The sequence below is a fragment of the Chitinophaga sp. NPDC101104 genome (genome assembly GCF_050277495.1).
In the GTDB taxonomy this organism is placed as follows: domain Bacteria; phylum Bacteroidota; class Bacteroidia; order Chitinophagales; family Chitinophagaceae; genus Chitinophaga.
Genome location: NZ_JBNNSF010000004.1, coordinates 38,551 through 54,034, shown reverse-complemented (window position 1 = coordinate 54,034; position 15,484 = coordinate 38,551). Strand labels below are relative to the sequence as shown.

12 protein-coding genes are annotated in these 15,484 nt (G+C 54.1%); 1 reads left to right on the top strand and 11 read right to left on the bottom strand.

Features of this window, described 5'->3' with window-relative positions; all coding sequences use genetic code 11:
- Nucleotides 1-20 precede the first annotated feature (20 nt).
- The 8 genes from ACQKLP_RS23980 to ACQKLP_RS23945 form a co-directional block, all read right to left on the bottom strand.
- On the bottom strand, nt 21-638 hold the full coding sequence (locus tag ACQKLP_RS23980; protein ID WP_427325573.1) for a DUF4291 domain-containing protein: 618 nt from the start codon (nt 636-638) through the stop codon (nt 21-23).
- Nucleotides 639-762: 124 nt separating this feature from the next.
- Complete coding sequence (locus ACQKLP_RS23975; protein WP_427325572.1) at nt 763-1,656, bottom strand: AraC family transcriptional regulator; 894 nt, start codon at nt 1,654-1,656, stop codon at nt 763-765.
- 86 nt (nt 1,657-1,742) lie between these two features.
- Nucleotides 1,743-2,987, bottom strand: coding sequence for an NAD(P)/FAD-dependent oxidoreductase (locus tag ACQKLP_RS23970; RefSeq protein ID WP_427325570.1), 1,245 nt, complete (start codon nt 2,985-2,987; stop codon nt 1,743-1,745).
- Nucleotides 2,988-2,996: 9 nt separating this feature from the next.
- Complete coding sequence (locus ACQKLP_RS23965; protein ID WP_427325568.1) at nt 2,997-4,001, bottom strand: 4-hydroxyproline epimerase; 1,005 nt, start codon at nt 3,999-4,001, stop codon at nt 2,997-2,999.
- Nucleotides 3,998-5,533: an aldehyde dehydrogenase (NADP(+)) gene (locus tag ACQKLP_RS23960; RefSeq protein ID WP_427325566.1), complete on the bottom strand. Its 1,536-nt coding sequence runs from the start codon at nt 5,531-5,533 to the stop codon at nt 3,998-4,000. The genes ACQKLP_RS23965 and ACQKLP_RS23960 overlap by 4 nt, the downstream gene beginning before the upstream one ends.
- Nucleotides 5,517-6,449: a dihydrodipicolinate synthase family protein gene (locus tag ACQKLP_RS23955; protein WP_427325564.1), complete on the bottom strand. Its 933-nt coding sequence runs from the start codon at nt 6,447-6,449 to the stop codon at nt 5,517-5,519. The genes ACQKLP_RS23960 and ACQKLP_RS23955 overlap by 17 nt, the downstream gene beginning before the upstream one ends.
- 150 nt (nt 6,450-6,599) lie before the next feature.
- The gene (locus ACQKLP_RS23950) at nt 6,600-8,228 is read right to left on the bottom strand and encodes a sodium/sugar symporter (RefSeq protein WP_427325562.1); all 1,629 of its coding nucleotides are present in this window, start codon (nt 8,226-8,228) and stop codon (nt 6,600-6,602) included.
- A gap of 34 nt (nt 8,229-8,262) precedes the next feature.
- Nucleotides 8,263-9,150, bottom strand: coding sequence for an inositol oxygenase family protein (locus ACQKLP_RS23945; RefSeq protein WP_427325560.1), 888 nt, complete (start codon nt 9,148-9,150; stop codon nt 8,263-8,265).
- Nucleotides 9,151-9,262: 112 nt separating this feature from the next.
- On the opposite strand from ACQKLP_RS23945, the gene ACQKLP_RS23940 reads away from it, so the two are divergent.
- Nucleotides 9,263-10,282 (top strand): LacI family DNA-binding transcriptional regulator, encoded by a 1,020-nt coding sequence (locus ACQKLP_RS23940; RefSeq protein WP_427325558.1) that lies wholly within the window; start codon nt 9,263-9,265, stop codon nt 10,280-10,282.
- Between the two features lie 12 nt (nt 10,283-10,294).
- Here ACQKLP_RS23940 and ACQKLP_RS23935 read toward each other — a convergent pair whose 3' ends face one another.
- From ACQKLP_RS23935 to ACQKLP_RS23925, 3 genes are read right to left on the bottom strand one after another with little or no spacing between them, the layout of a single operon-like run.
- Nucleotides 10,295-11,434: a Wadjet anti-phage system protein JetD domain-containing protein gene (locus tag ACQKLP_RS23935; protein ID WP_427325556.1), complete on the bottom strand. Its 1,140-nt coding sequence runs from the start codon at nt 11,432-11,434 to the stop codon at nt 10,295-10,297.
- Nucleotides 11,435-11,439: 5 nt separating this feature from the next.
- The gene (locus tag ACQKLP_RS23930) at nt 11,440-14,844 is read right to left on the bottom strand and encodes an ATP-binding protein (RefSeq protein ID WP_427325554.1); all 3,405 of its coding nucleotides are present in this window, start codon (nt 14,842-14,844) and stop codon (nt 11,440-11,442) included.
- Between the two features lie 14 nt (nt 14,845-14,858).
- On the bottom strand, nt 14,859-15,482 hold the full coding sequence (locus tag ACQKLP_RS23925) for a DUF4194 domain-containing protein (RefSeq protein ID WP_427325553.1): 624 nt from the start codon (nt 15,480-15,482) through the stop codon (nt 14,859-14,861).
- Nucleotides 15,483-15,484: the final 2 nt, after the last annotated feature.

Genomic DNA, 15,484 nt, shown 5'->3' with positions numbered 1-15,484 from the left:
CCGCACGGGCTTCTTCATTTTCAGAACGCGCCGATGATGGATTTTGTGGCCGGCGGCAAATCGTACGGCATTTCTGCGGGAAGCATGGCCGCAGCAGCTTCCGCTTGCCCGGCCGTCAGCGTTTCCCGGATAGTCTGGCAATACGCCGTAATATCTTCCACCCCCACGATCCATTCATTGACATACGAACGCACGGCCGAGCCGGACAGCCCGATCTGGATGGAGCGGTACGAAAGTTCTTGGAGGTGGATGTTTTTCTCGGGGTCCCATTGCACGCGGACTTCCGTATGCTTCACCAGCGATTGCCATTGCTCATGGTCGCGGTGAACATTGGCGTCGAAGTGCGACAGGCAGGCGTTTTCCAGCGCGCGCTCGAAGCCGCTTCTTTTGAGCCGGATGGCGAGGATGCGCTCCTGGTTTTCTTTGGTGGCCCATCCGGAGCGGTACATCATCCATAGGAAAGACGGTTTGATCCACGTCATGCGCTCCACTTTGAACGGGGAAACGAAGGTCTGGTGGCGAACGGCAGCCTGCGCGATGGCCGGGTTGTAAGCCTGGTAAACGGTGATGGTAGATTCGTCGAACCGGGCGCGGATTTGTCTGGATGGGATGGTTGGGTTGATAATGTTGATGTTCATGTTGTGTTGGTTTGCAGGAGTAGGGTTAATCAAATTTATATCGCGGCAAAGATAGGGCGTATTTCGATGGGCAGGTGCGGGGATGAGTGCGCTTCGTCAGCGGGAACGGCGTTTTCGTCAGAATTTATAGTCCCTGGTACGTATTGACGGATTGGAATTCGGCGAGGTAGGCGCGCGGCGAACGGCCTTTCACGCTTTTGAACACCCGGTTGAAATTGGTGATGCTGTTGAAGCCCGCCTTGTAAGCCGCTTCGGAGATGCCGTCGGGGTTCACGGTCTGGGTGAGGCTTTTGCAGGCTTCGTTGATGCGCACTTCGTTGAGGAACGTCACGAAACTGCGGCCCGTATGTCTTTTGAAATATCTGCAGAACGCCTGCGGCGTCATGTAGGCAACGGCCGCTACTTCGTCGAGCGTAACGTGGGTATGATAGCGCTGCATGACGAAATGGAGGATCCTCCCCAGCCGCATCCCCTCGCTTTCAGACAGGTCCGCAGAATAATCCGCAGGGCACAGCCGCTCGGTGTGCCGCAGGTTTTGCAGCGAGGTGAATACGTCGAGAAAGCGATGCAACGCATCGAGCCCAACGGCATCGTGCACCGATTTTATCAGCTTCGGCAATTCCGGGCAGTGCGCAATGTCGGTCTTAAAACCATGCTGGTTCGCCTGGAGCCAGGTTTTCAGCATTTTCATTTCCGGCAGGTTGAAAAGCCCGCCAATCGTGCCTTTGATGTTAAAGTACAACGACGATGCCTTGATGGATTTTCCACTGTCTGCCGCAAAAAATTCAGGATTGCTTTTGAACAGGTGGGGCAGGTTGCTGCCGATAAGGAAAACATCGCCGGCTTTGAAGGCATGCATATTGTTCCCGGCCAGCAGCATGCCTTCGCCCCGTTCCACGAGCGTGAGCTGGTACTCGTCGTGCCGGTGGAGGTGCGGATAAAAATGCGGCTGCTCGATCCGCTCTGCGATCACGCTTTTGTTATCTGGATAGAGTATGGTGAATGGTAATACTTTCATAGCCGGAATGCGTCCCTTAATTTACGCTTTTTACCCCATCCCTGGATTTGCAAACCCCATTCAGGTTAAAATCCGGTAAATTATGGTCAAAATCGGTCGGGCGAGAAGGCGGAAAGATCGATGTCGGCGGGTTGTTCCGAGATCAATCGACTGACAATCAATCCCGTAGCCGGGCCGAGGCTCAGCCCCATCATGCCGTGGCCCGTTGCCAGCACGAGGTTTTTCAGTTTTCTGCTAAACCCGATGTAAGGCAGCCCGTCGGGCGAAGAAGGCCTGAATCCATGCCAGACATCCGCGGCAGCGGGCATTTTCACGTTCAGGTTGGGGAAATAAGCGGGGATGGAAGACACGATGCCTTCCACGCGTTTCATGTTTATTTTGTCGTTCATCCGCCCGAGCTCCATCGTTCCCCCGAAGCGGATACGGCCGTCCATCGGCGTAATGGCCACCCTTGCTTCGCAAAGCAGCGCCGGCACTTCCACGATCCCGTTAGGGTTTTGCTGTAAAAAAGAGTAACCTTTTCCCGGCATGAGCGAAACGCCGATGCCCATGGTTTTCGCCACCTCCGGCGACCACGACCCGGCCGCCAGTACGAACCGGTCGGCCGTAAACTTCCTTCCACCTGCCAGTACCGATTTCAACACGCCCTTTTCCATTTCCACGCCGTCGACTTCGTGGTGTTTCAGGATGGTAACGCCATTTTCCGTGAGGTGTTTTTGCAGCGCGTCCATGAGCGTCATGGGCGTGAGGTGGCTGTCGCAGCGGTAATGAACGGCGCCCAGTACGTCCAGTTCGAGCCCGGGCTGGAGGGCTTTGCATTCCGCGGGGTTCAGCACGGCCATGTCCAAACCCAATGCCCTGGCGTCTTCCACGAGGTGCGATTCCTCTTCTCCGGTTTTTTCCGTTTTGAAGAATGCGAGAATGCCCCGGTGCCGCAACCCCATATCGAAACCGGGTTGCGCCGCGAGCTCGGTATACAGCCGGTGGCTCAGCAGCGACAGGTCGCGAAGGGGTGCGGCGGAACGTTTCACATGCTTCACATTCGCATGTCTCATAAATTGTAACCCCCAGCCGATCAGCTCCCGGCTGAACGACGGTCTCACGTAAAAAGGACTTTTGCTGTCGAACATCCAGCGGATGCCGCGGTTGATCATGCCGGGCGAAGCCAGCGGCACGAAGTGGCTGGGCACGATCATGCCGGCGTTGCCGTAGGAGCAGTTGCCGGTAATGTCTCCCTTGTCGAGCACGGTAACGCGGTGGCCGTCTTTGTGGAGATAATACGCCGAGCACAGCCCAACGATGCCTCCGCCGATGATAACGATATCTGCCATGGATTTGACTTAAATAACCTGAAAACCGAATGCGTAAGGGTCGTCTGCCTCGTCGATCCGGATGTTGTTGTACCCGTAAACCCGTGCCCAGCCTTCGATGCTGGGGATGATGGCGGGTTTGCCGGCGAGCTCGGTGACAGCTTCCACGCGGCCGGTAAATTTGCTGCCGATGAAACTTTCGTGGATGAAGGGCTCACCTTGCCGGAGTTTCCCTTTTGCAAACCATTGCGCCATCCGGGCGGATGTGCCGGTGCCGCAGGGCGACCGGTCGATCGCTTTGTCGCCGTAGAAAACGGCGTTGCGGCCGGAAGATGCGGGGTCGATGGGCGCGCCGGTCCACTGGATATGGCTGCAACCATTGATGGTTGCGTCTTGCGGATGCACGAATGTGTGCGCGTCGTTGATCCGCTTGCGGATCACCTGGCTCCAGGACACGAGTTGAGCGGCGGTATGATGTTCCAGCCCGCGGAAATTTTCCTGCGGGTCGATGATGGCGTAGAAGTTGCCGCCATAGGCCACGTCGAAGCGGAGCATGCCCAGGTCCGGGCATTCCACCTGCAAGTTTTCGGCGGCGAGGTAGGAGGGAACGTTGCGGAGTTTAACGGATTTCACTTTCCTGCCTTCCTGCTGGTATTCGATGATGATGAGGCCGGCGGGCGCTTCCATGCGCACGGTGCCGGGGATTTTCGGCGTCAGCAACCCTTCCTCGATGGCGATGGTGATGGTGCCGATTGTACCGTGGCCGCACATGGGTAGGCAGCCGCTCGTTTCGATGAAAAGCACGGCCACATCGTTCGCGGGGTCGTGCGGCGGGTAGAGGATGCTGCCCGACATCATGTCGTGACCGCGGGGCTCAAACATGAGCCCCGTCCTGATCCAGTCGAATTCCCGGAGGAAATGCTGGCGTTTCTCGCTCATGCTGTTCCCTTGCAACAGCGGGCCGCCGCCGGCCACGAGGCGAACGGGGTTGCCACAGGTATGCGCGTCTACACAAAAGAATGTTTTCGATATCATTTTCTTGCACAGGTTAAGTCGGTGATACGAATAATATTGAGCGGATTGGCGGACTTCAGTTCGTCGGGCAACAGCTCATCCGGCCAGTTCTGCCAGGCCTGCGGGCGAACGAACCGCGCCACGGCGCCCTGGCCCACGGAGGTGAAGCGGCTGTCTGTGCTCGCGGGGAAAGGGCCGCCATGCTGCATGGCGGCGCAAACTTCCACGCCGGTGGGAACGCCGTTGAAAACGATCCTCCCGGCGAGGTCCGCCAGTTGCTGAACGAGGTTTTCATGTGCGGGCAGCTCGTCCGGTTCCGCAATGATGGTGACCGTCAGTTGCCCGCCGAGCGCCGCGGCGGCGGATCGCAGTTCGTGCACATCCTCCGCCACCACGATCATCGCGAACGGCCCGAATACTTCTTCCTGTAAATGCGGGTTGGAAAGGAAATCCCCGGCGCTGACCTGCACAAGCCGCGCGCGCGTGGGAAAATGGACCGTTCCGGAAGCGGGAGCGCCTTCGGCGAGGAGCGTCACACCATTCGCCGCGGTCATTGCTTTAGCAAGTTGATGATAATGGTGATGGATGCTCGCGGTGAGCATGGGCAAGGGCGTGGTTTCGCGGATGGCATCGGCCAGCGCGGTGGTGAAAGTCTGGAGGGAAGACGACCGCAAAGCGAGGATGAGCCCGGGTTTGGTGCAGAATTGCCCGCCGCCCAGCGTGATCGACCCGGCGAGTTGGGTGGCGATTTCCGCAGCGCGTTTTTCCAGCGCAGCGGGTAAAAGCAAAACAGGATTGATGCTGCCCATCTCCGCGAAAACCGGGATGGGAACGGCGCGTTCGGCTGCGAGCTTTTGCAATGCCAGTCCGCCTTTCAGCGAACCTGTAAACGCGACCGCTTTTGTGGCCGGATGTTTCACCAGAGCTGCGCCAACTGCATGTCCGTCATCGAACAATATGGAAAAAACGCCTTCCGGCATGCCGCATTTTTCAATGGCGGACCGGATGGAAGCGGCTACCAGCGCGCCGGTGCCGGGGTGCGCGGGATGTGCTTTCACGATCACGGGGCAACCGGCCGCCAAGGCGGAAGCCGTATCACCGCCGGCCACGGAGAATGCCAGCGGAAAGTTGCTGGCCCCGAAAACCACGACCGGCCCCAGCGGCACGAGCATTTTACGGATATCCGGCGGGCCGGTATGGATCACGGGCTGCACCCAGGAACCTTCTTCCACGAGCGCAGCGAAAAGCCGCAGCTGGGTAGTAGTGCGCACGAGCTCGTTGCGCAGGCGCGTGAGCGGAAGCCCGCTTTCCGCCGAAGCCCTTTCCGTTATCACATCTCCGCCGGATTCGATTGCTTCGGCGATCGTACGGAGGAAACGGGCTTTTTCATCTTTCCCGGCGCGGCGGAACGTTTCGAAAGCGGTAACGGCGGCTTGCATCGCGGCATCCACATCCGCAGAAGTTGCGCGGAAGAAATTGCCTTCGAGTAACTCGCCGGAGGCCGGGTTTACGGCCTGGAACGGATGAAGGCCGTTGCTATTGGGCGTTTGCATGGATGTTGAGATAGTCAGGTAAAATGGGGCGTGTTGCCAATGCGGTATCGATGACTTGCTGAACGGTTTCGCGTTCCTTGCCTTGCAGCTGTAGCCTGGGGGCGCGCACGTATTCCGTGCCTATGCCGGTGCTGGCGGCGGCCAGTTTGATGTATTGGACGAGGCGGGGATGGATGTCCAGCTCCAGGAGCGGCATAAACCAGCGGTAGATTTTCAGTGCGGTGGCGATATCTCCCGATTTGACGAGCCTGAATATGGCCACGGTTTCGCGGGGGAAAGCGTCTACCAGTCCTGCCACCCAGCCGTCTGCGCCGAGCACGAGGCTTTCGAGGGCGAGGGGGTCTACGCCGGTGAGGATTTTATACCGGTCGCCGAAGCGGTTGATCATGCGGGTAATGTTGATGACATCGCGCGAAGATTCTTTCACCGCCTGGATGTTTTGATAAGGCAACAGCGCTTCGAACATTTCGAGCGTGATGAAAATCTTATAGTCCACCGGGTTGTTGTACAGCATGATCGGCAGGCTGGTGGCGGATGCTACGGCCTTAAAGAAAGCGAGCGTTTCGGCATTGTCTGCGTAATACCGCATGGGCGGCAGGAGCATCAGCCCGTCTGCGCCCCAGGATTCGGCGTCGGCTGCCAGTGCGGTGGCGGCGCTGGTGGTTTGTTCGGCGATGTTGACGAGGATGGGGAAACCCTTCGGCAAAAAGTCCCGCGCGGCCATATACAGCTGCTTTTTCTCTTCGTTGGTAAGCGTGCTGGCTTCACCGAGGGAACCGCCGATGATGATGCCGTCTACACCCGCATCGAGTTGCGCGGCGAGATTGATTTTCCACATGTCGATGTCCAGTTCGTCGGACGGAGTGAAGGGAGTCAGGAGGGCGGGGAAAACGCCGTTCCAGTTAAACTTGCGCATAGACCATTGTTTGGTCCAAAGGTAGGGGAGGCCGTGGGCGCGGATGTTACGGGATTTAACATGAAGTTGACGGATTTTGACCGGTTTGCGGATGCGGAAGGCGTATCCGGTGAAAATCGGCCGGATACGACATTCAAATAATGACGATTGTTACCAGAACACCGTATACAAAGCCGCCAGTATTCCGATGATAATGACCGCGCCCACCTTGAAGCCGGTGGTGGTGCGGAACATGGAGCGGTCGATTTCGATGGGCGTTTCCGTTTCCTGCCGGGGTTGCGCCAGGCTGATGATCACCATCACAGCGATGAGCAGGCAGAAGGTGATAGACATCCGGTCGAGGAAAGGGAAATCCGGGAATGCCCCGCCCGTCCATTTGGGGAGGAATTTCAGGACCGTGGAAATGGGAATGGTGAGCAAGGCGCCGGCGAGCGCCGCGGAAGCGGTGGTGCGTTTCCAGAAGAATCCCAGGAGGAATATAGCCAGCACGCCCGGCGAAATAAACCCGACGTATTCCTGGATGAACTGGTACGCCTGGTCGAGGGAACGCAGGGCGGGCGTCACCAGCGCGGCGATGCCCATGGAAACGATCACCGCCCATTTGCCGGCGCGCACCAGTTGCCTTTCGGTCGCGTTTTTATGGAAGAATTTCTGGTAAATGTCCAGGGAGAAGATGGTGGAAATACTATTGGCCTTTCCGGCGAGCGAAGCCACGATGGCGGCCGTCAGCGCAGCGAACGCCACGCCTTTGAGGCCCGGCGGCAGCAGGTTCATGAGGGTGGGATAAGCGTGGTCGGGCTTCACGTGGCCGGCGGCATCGGTCATCTCCTGCTGGAACATACCGTTTTTATGCAGCACGAACATCACGATGCCCGGCAGTACTGCGATCACGGGCACGAGGAGCTTCAGGAAGGCGGCGAAGAGAATGCCGTTGCGGGCGGTTTTCAGGTCGGCCCCCAGCGCCCGCTGCGTGATATACTGATTGCATCCCCAATAGGCCAGGTTGTTGATCCACATGCCGCCGATCAGTACAGACAGGCCGGGAAGCTCCTTGTAATAGGGGTTGCTTTCGTCGAAGATCATGTGGAAATGCGTGGGAGCTTCCCGGCGCAACACTCCCAATCCCTGGAGGATATTGCCGTCATAACCGAACTTTTCCGACAATAATGACAGCGCCAGGTAAGTAGTCACCAATCCACCGACGATCAATACCAGCACCTGTATCACATCCGTATAACCGATCACTTTCATCCCGCCCAGCGTTACGATGATCGCAAAAACGCTCAGTCCCGCGATGCACCATTCGAATGAAATCGTCGAAATGGAAGTGATGGCCAACGCGCCGAGATAGATGATGGACGTGAGGTTCACGAAAACATACACCAGCAGCCAGAATACCGCCATGACGGTGCTGACCTTGTCGTTATACCGCTTCGCGAGGAATTGCGGCATGGTGTAGATCTTGTTTTTCAGGTAAATGGGGATGAGCACTACCGCCACGATGATCAGCGTGGCCGCCGCCATCCATTCATAAGTGGAAATGGCCAGCCCCAGCGCGAATCCCGAGCCCGACATCCCGATGAAATGCTCCGCCGAAATGTTGGACGCGATCAGGGATGCCCCGATCGCCCACCAGGTCAGCGATCCTTCCGCGAGGAAGAAATCTTTCGAACTGGCGGCGGCGGAACGTTTTTTCCGGTAGATGTACAATCCGTATGCGGCAACGATAATAAAATAGATAAAGAAAACTACATAGTCGGCGAACTGCAGTTTATTCATACGCGTGGAATGGGTTTGGTTGTTGCGGCAGGCATCAGAATTTCAGGTTGGCGGGCAGGTATTTGGCCACCAGGTCTTCGTAATAGGGCCGCAGCTGTTTCCAATCCGGCGGTACGGGGTTTTTCGAATAAAGATCGTATGGATTAAAGAGTTTTACCCAACGGAGCATTTCGCGGTCGTGGCCGTCCAGCAGATCGCTGTACGCGCCTTCGCGGTGCCAGGCGTAGAAGGAGTGGTACCGCAGCATGTAGAGGCCCTGCTCCGGCAGATAGTCTTTCATCATCTGGTACACATATTCGTCGTGCCCCCACGACATGTCCACATTCCGCAGCCCGCAGCCTTTTTCGTAAATGCCGGTGGGCGACTGGAAGCGTTCGTCGTGGTAGTCTGGGTTATTCTTGAAGAATTCCGGGTATACGATTTTGTCGGAATAGGCGCATCCCACGGGGAAAGTATCGCCTACCACGGCCCATTGCGGCTCGCCGAAGAGGCAGAGTACCTTGCCCATGTCGTGCATGAGGCCTACGAGTACCATCCAGTCGGGATGACCGTCGGCGCGGATGGCTTCTGAGGTCTGAAGCAGGTGCTGGAACTGGTCGAGATCGGTGTCCGGGTCGGAATCGTCCACCAGTTCATTGAGGAAGTCGAACGCTTTCCAGACGGGCATTTCCTTCTTATCGAACTTGAGGTAATCGGCGCGTTTCTGCTGCACGAAATCGTAGGTCTGGTAAGTATGGTTGAGCCGGTAGAACTCGCGGACGGTGTCCCGTTCCGGGGTGTCGTAATTCCGGTATTGGTCGGTCGTTTTATCTTTGGCGATGCTGTCCGGGTCGGGATACCGGTTGAGGACGGCGTCTTCCCATTCATCGAGGCTGTTCAGGGGATTGATTTCCGAGGGTTTGAACGGTTGCTGGTTACCCATGGCAAAATTTTTTGTAGTTTGAGAGATGTGGAATCCATCCATAATTTCGGTTATTTTTAAGTGGTTGGGTACGTTTCCACTTTCTTTATTTACGAAACCGGTTTCGTAGAAGATGCAGCAGATCACCATAAAAGCCCTGGCCCGGGAGCTCCAGCTTTCGGTTTCGACGATTTCAAAAGCGTTGCGGGACAGCCATGAGATCAGCGAAGCCACCAAGCGGCGGGTGCTGCAGCTGGCCGCGCGGCTGGATTATAAGCCGAACCCTTATGCGAGCAGTCTCCGCGGGCGGAAGAGCCGGAACATCGGCATCGTGATCCCCGAGGTGGCGGATAGTTTTTTTTCGCTGGCGATCAACGGGATTGCGGCGGTGGCGAAGGAAAAGGGGTACCATTCCATCATTTGCCTGACGCATGAAGATTATAAAGACGAACAGGCCATCCTGAAGGATTTTCAGAGCGGTCGGGTAGACGGGGTGCTGATGTCCGTTTCCGGGACTACGGAAAACGGTGCGCATATCCGGGCGTTGATGGACCAGGGTGTTCCCGTGGTGCTGTTCGACCGTGTGCTGCCGGATGTTCCTGCGCCGAAGGTGGTTACAGACGATGCCGCCAGTGCGGGCAATGCCACGCGCTTGCTGTTGAAGAACGGCTGCCGGCAGGTGGCGTTCCTGGGGCTTTCGCCGCAACTGTCTATCAGTGCAGACCGGCTTTCCGGCTACGAAAGCGCCCTCCGCGAAGCCGGCCATCGCCCGCTGGCGAAGAACGTGCTTTGCTGCGATGCCGATGCGCGCCGGAACCTCTTGGCGATCAAGCGGCTCCTGCGCCGGAAAGACCGTCCGGACGGCATTGTGGCTGCGGTGGAGAAGCTGGCGCCGCTGGTGTACCAGGCTTGCAACGAATTGTCGCTGCGCATCCCGCAGGATGTAAAAGTGATCTGCTTTTCGAACCTGGAGATCGCGGGGATGTTGCAGCCTTCGCTGTCGACGGTGACGCAGCCGGCGTTCGAGATGGGAGCGAAAGCGGCGGGATTGCTCATTAAGCTCATGGCGGGGAAGCGGGTGGAAATGGAGGTGGTGGTGGGATCGGGGGTTGTGGGGAGGGGGAGTAGTGAGGGAGGAGGACTGAACCAATAGCCCCGGCGTAATTTAATATCTCGAAGTAACTTCACGTATATACGACAACTTTAGTTTCTCCTGTTCAATTCTGCCCTGCATCAACATTAAACGGTTAAAAGCTGTAAGCTCTGCTTGTGTAAGATTAACAGGCGGGGCTTTTTTGTATTTACCCGGCAGGCGTTCTACTTCCTGTTCATGAATCTCGAAGGTTGCACTGTCCATGAACACACTTTTGGCGTGGGTGTAGTCTTTGCGAAAGATACCCAACATGTTATACCCGTCTTCATCCATATCGCTCCAATAATATAAAGTGGTATAATGCAGCATGGGGATTTCGCTCAGACCCCTTATCGCATAGCCTTCGGAGCAGATGGCGATCGCATTGGGTCTTGGAGGGAGCATAAATAATGTGGTCTCATTTTCCACGACCCATATTTCCTGTATAGGCCAGTCCATGCGCTGTAGTGATTCTCGCGATAGGCCGATAACCTCCATGTGGGGTAGATGGCGTTGTTGCAAAGAGGTGTCCAGCCAGCGGACGGGGTAGAGGAACGGTTTCTGGCGCAGCCCCAATGCTTCTTCAAGACTATTGCTTTCTAGTTTTCGGATACTCGGGTGCAGGTGGTTTACTAACGAAAGTACTGTTGACTCGAATTGTTTGATGAATTTGGTGTGAACGGGAACTGGCAGGCTGCGTAGGAAATGTGCATGCAAATCATTTTGGCGAAGGTAGTCCACCACCCCGCAAATTCCTGTCCAATTACCCTCCAATTCCATTACTTTCATTGGCCGGCCGGAAAGCCAGGAACGGATGGCCGGATTCCATTCAGTAAGTAACCGCAATTGTTCCATGAACCTGGATACCTCCTTTTCTTTCTTAAGCAGCGCCAGGTAGTCTTTGCTGGATTCAACAAAGATACTGGAGGGCCAGCGTTGTTTTCCCAGTTTTTTACTGCTCCAATCTTCCCATTGGATCGTCCATCCATACACACCGTCCTTCTTTTCAAACCGCTGGAAGCAGTTGATGGATTTTTCCAGGGCTTCCCAAGTCTCCGGCTTTTTTAGGCCGCTCCGGAGGAAGATAGGGGTGAATTCCCTTTCTTCGATCAGCTGCTGAAGATAGTTGTTATAGTGTTTTTCCAGCTGGGAAAGGTATATTTTGTCCTGCATAGCCGTTAATTGGATGTTGCTGCTGGATGTTTCAATTTGTCTTTCAGTTCTTTCATCGTCATATTGTACAACGTGCTGTGGCGATGGCCAACCCGCTGAACAAGGTGGACGTGGGCGATAAAATCCTGAACGATCTGGATTTTATCGCTGGGGGTTACTACCAGCAGCTGGAGATGCAGCTCGCGGCAAAGCTCCATCAGATAGGTCGCTTTTTCTTCGTCCTGGTTGCTGAAGCTTTCATCTACGGCGATGAAGCGGAGGCTCCTAGAATTCTTACCTTCACGGGTAATACCGAATTGATAGGCAATAGCACTGCAAAGAATGGTGTACGTGAGCTGCGCCTTTTCGCCGCCTGATAATTGCCCCATCTGCTTGTACGTTTTTTTTAGCTCGTTGTTCCCACGGAACCGTTCGTCGGCCCAGAACTCAAACCAGTTCCGGACATCCAATACCTTTCTTCTATAACTTTCGTCTTTGTCCAGCTCATTAATGAGGGGCTGTACTTTTTCGGTAAAATGCATGGCTTTTGCTTCAAAGCTCTCCTGGCCCCAATTTGCTGCCTGTGGAAGTGCTTCGAGCAATTTCTGGCGGAATTCCCGGATTTCCGTGCCTGCCCCCAACACTCTTTTGCCCAGTTGTATATAGGTGTCGGGGAGCCGGTTGAAATTGATGGCGCCCAAAGATTCGTTCAACCGCTTCACACTGGTATCGATATCCCGCTCCCATTTGTCCAGCGCTTCTTTGAGCCCGGCAATCTTGTGCGTGATCGTTATATTTATAAATGACTCGAAATCCTTTCTGTATTTTGGGAGGTTCTCCGTGGCCAGTTTTTCCAGCCATTCCATGTATTCAGCGGCATAAGCAGGATCGTCGGGCAACTGTTGTACATCTCCGCCCCAATCGGGGTATTTTGTGAGTATTTCGGGGGAAGGACGTTTTATCTTCCCGATCTGGTGCATCACTTGCCTTTCAGCTTTGGATAGCTGCTCCTGGATGGCGTCTTTCTCAAGTTCTCTCGCTTGTTTAAATGCATCGTAACAACGTCCAAGATTCGTCATATCGGTATCTCCCAATACGGCGTTGTATTGTTGTTGGAAAGACAGCAGTCTGTCTTTGTCGTCTACCGTCAGGATTTCCAGGATTGGCTGCAGAGAGCTGGCGTCTTGTTCATATTGGTCTTTCCGCATTTGCAGCTGCGCAATTTCCCCGATCAACCTTTCGTTTACATTATCCGCCTCCAGACGCGATTGCTGGATCTGTTGCAGCTGCTTTTTCAGCGCATCCAGGGCCTCGTTACTTTGGCGCAATGCCTCCGTTTGTTTTTTCAGGGTTTGAATACTGGCGGTCACGGCTTTAATGTTCAGCGAATCAAATGTTGCATGCTCGTCGATTCGCTGGCTGTGATAAAATTGTGCAGACAGCCTTTTATTTTTATTCGCACATCTGTTGATGATTTCTTCTGCCGCACCGATTACCTCCACTGCAGCGGACCTTTTCTTCAGCAGGGCTTCTTTTTTGTTTTCGTTGTTCCATCCCAGCACGTAACGGCTGGGGTCGTTCCGGTCTGGCCGGTCATCCTTTTCATGGCGTTTCCCGTTTTTGATGAGGCCGTTGAGCGTAATGGCATTTTCATACCGTTCTAAGTACTTTTCATCTTCGAGGCAGTTGGTGCGGAACGCACGGATGGTTTCCTGTTCCAGCCAATCGGACAGCTCATGTTCGGGATGGAATTCCAGTTTTTCAGGCACCGTATTTTCCTCGATATGTTGCCGTAAAGGAGTTTCCAGTACATGCGTGTACACTAGTCTGGCCTTAAGATGGTGATTATTGACGTACTTATTTACTTTTTTGTAGTACTTGTCTGGTACCAGCAATCGGAGGGCAAAGTTGCGAAGTAATTTTTCCAGTGCGGGTTGCCAAATCATTTCGTCTTCTCTGACCTGCATCAGCTCCCCTGCAAAGGGCAGTTTTTCGATATCTATGCTCAGCTCGTCGCAAATCTGCTTTCGCAGTTTGATGAGATGATAGTCGATATTGTTTTTGCTTTGTTGCAGGCTGTTTAATTGTTGCTCCAGTTGGTCCCTTTCCTCCTGTGCGGCGCGCTTCCTGTTTTTGGCTTCAAAGTCATCTTCTTCATTGAGGCGCTTGTCGTTCTCGAGTGTACGCAGTTTTGTATTGTTTTCTTTTTTGATCTGTTGGTAAGTTTCCCTGTTTTCGGGAATGGTGACGGACAATTTTAGGTCTTCGCACCATTTGCTGAATTCGTTAAGCGCTTGTTGGGTGGATTGGAGCTCTTTTTCCTTTTCCGCGATTTCCGCTTCGAGCGCCTTTAGGCGTTGACCGGCTTTATTGTTTTGGATCTGGAAATTGACGTCCTGTTCTTCCTGCTGGAATTTCTGAATCGATAACTTGATACTTGCCTGCTTTTCCCGCTGCAGCTTGAGCTGTTCATTCACTTCGCTGATGGCTGTTTTCAGCAATTCGCTTTGCGTATAGTTTTTCCAGACCAGCGCGGTTTCGAGCAGCCGTTTTATTTCATCGGTTTTAAGGTTCAATTCCTGGAACCGCTCATATTGTTCTTTAAGGGCAGTCAGCATACCGATCTGCGCCTCGGATTTCTCGATATTGCGCTGTGCATCCAGCAGGGTGACCAGTTGTTTTTTGAGGGCGTCGAACTCCTCTTCCGTATTCCTGGGTTCCAGCATATTCTGGCGGATGAATTCATCCAGGTTGCCCAACACTTTAATCCCTACGGTTTGGTTGAAAAGTTGAAGGGCCTGCAGGCTTTGCATGCCAAGCACTTCCACCATCCGCTGCGCATATTTACTGGCGGCATCAAACCATTCTACCTGTTTCCGTGCGCCTTTATTGTATCGCTGATCTAAGTTTCTTTTCCAGTTTCCGCCGAGGTCGAATGGTTTGAAGTCATTTTCGATCAGCAGTGCCTTATGGGCCAGGCCGAAGTATTTCTTCATTTCGCCATGCAGATAGTGGCGCACCTGGAAGAGTGTTACTTCCTGACCGGTTTCATTGGCGAAATGGACCAGGAGAATGCTATAGGCGCTGGCCTTGTCTTCCCGCAAATACTCCGTTTTTGAAGTGCCGCTTAACTCGTTATTGATGGTGCCGAATCCTCCCAACACATAGCTGTCTTCCGTCCGGTCTCCCTTTTTTTCGCTTCCGCTGCTCTGGTTGTAAAAGCGGTATCGTTTTTCCGGTACGATCAATGTCAGCAAGGCGTCTACGAATGTCGTCTTGCCGCTGCCATTCGCGCCGGTCAGCAAGCTGGTTTCACCCATGGGGCGAATGGTATGTATGGTTCCGTCAAATGTTCCCCAGTTCAATATCTCCATGTATTGCAGACGGAATCCGTTCTTCTCGTTGTCTGTACTAAAAACGTCTAGCTGCATCGAATAACATTGGGTTAATTATTGTTAAACATTTCGTCATTCTCCGGCATGCCGGTATGTTGTTGCTTGATCTGTTGCAGTTGCTGGTAAAATTCGTCCAGTTCTTCTGCGCCTATTCTTGCTTTGATGATTTTGCAGATCCTAAAACGTTGTTCGTCGGGGATTTCATGTTGTTCTTCCTGGTGGAGGAAGCCATACTCTTCCGCCTTTTCGATGAGCCGGTCTATTTCTTTCATAAATTTCACCCGGCTGACGGGCTCCCTGAAAAACAGCTCCGCATATTCCTTGATTTCCCGTCTTTTCCTGATCAGCTCACGGGTTGTGGATTCTCCTGTTTCAAATTCGGCCATCATTTCCCGTAGCAAAACGAGCATGATACTTTCTTCATAGCCGAGGGCGCGGCGATGGATCCAGCTGAAGCCGATGTTATCGTCTTCCGAAAAATTGTGGGAGAGGTAAGCATAGCCATCTTCCTCATCCAGCGTCATTTTAAGTCCGATGGAAGGCAAAAACGTCTGAATTTCATGTTTATGCATGAGTAATTTTTCCCAGTTGCTTTTTTCGAAGTATTCAAGTGGTCCTTTCAGTAGCCGGATAAACACGGGCGTGAAGGGATGTATATGGTTGTTCGGGTTCATTT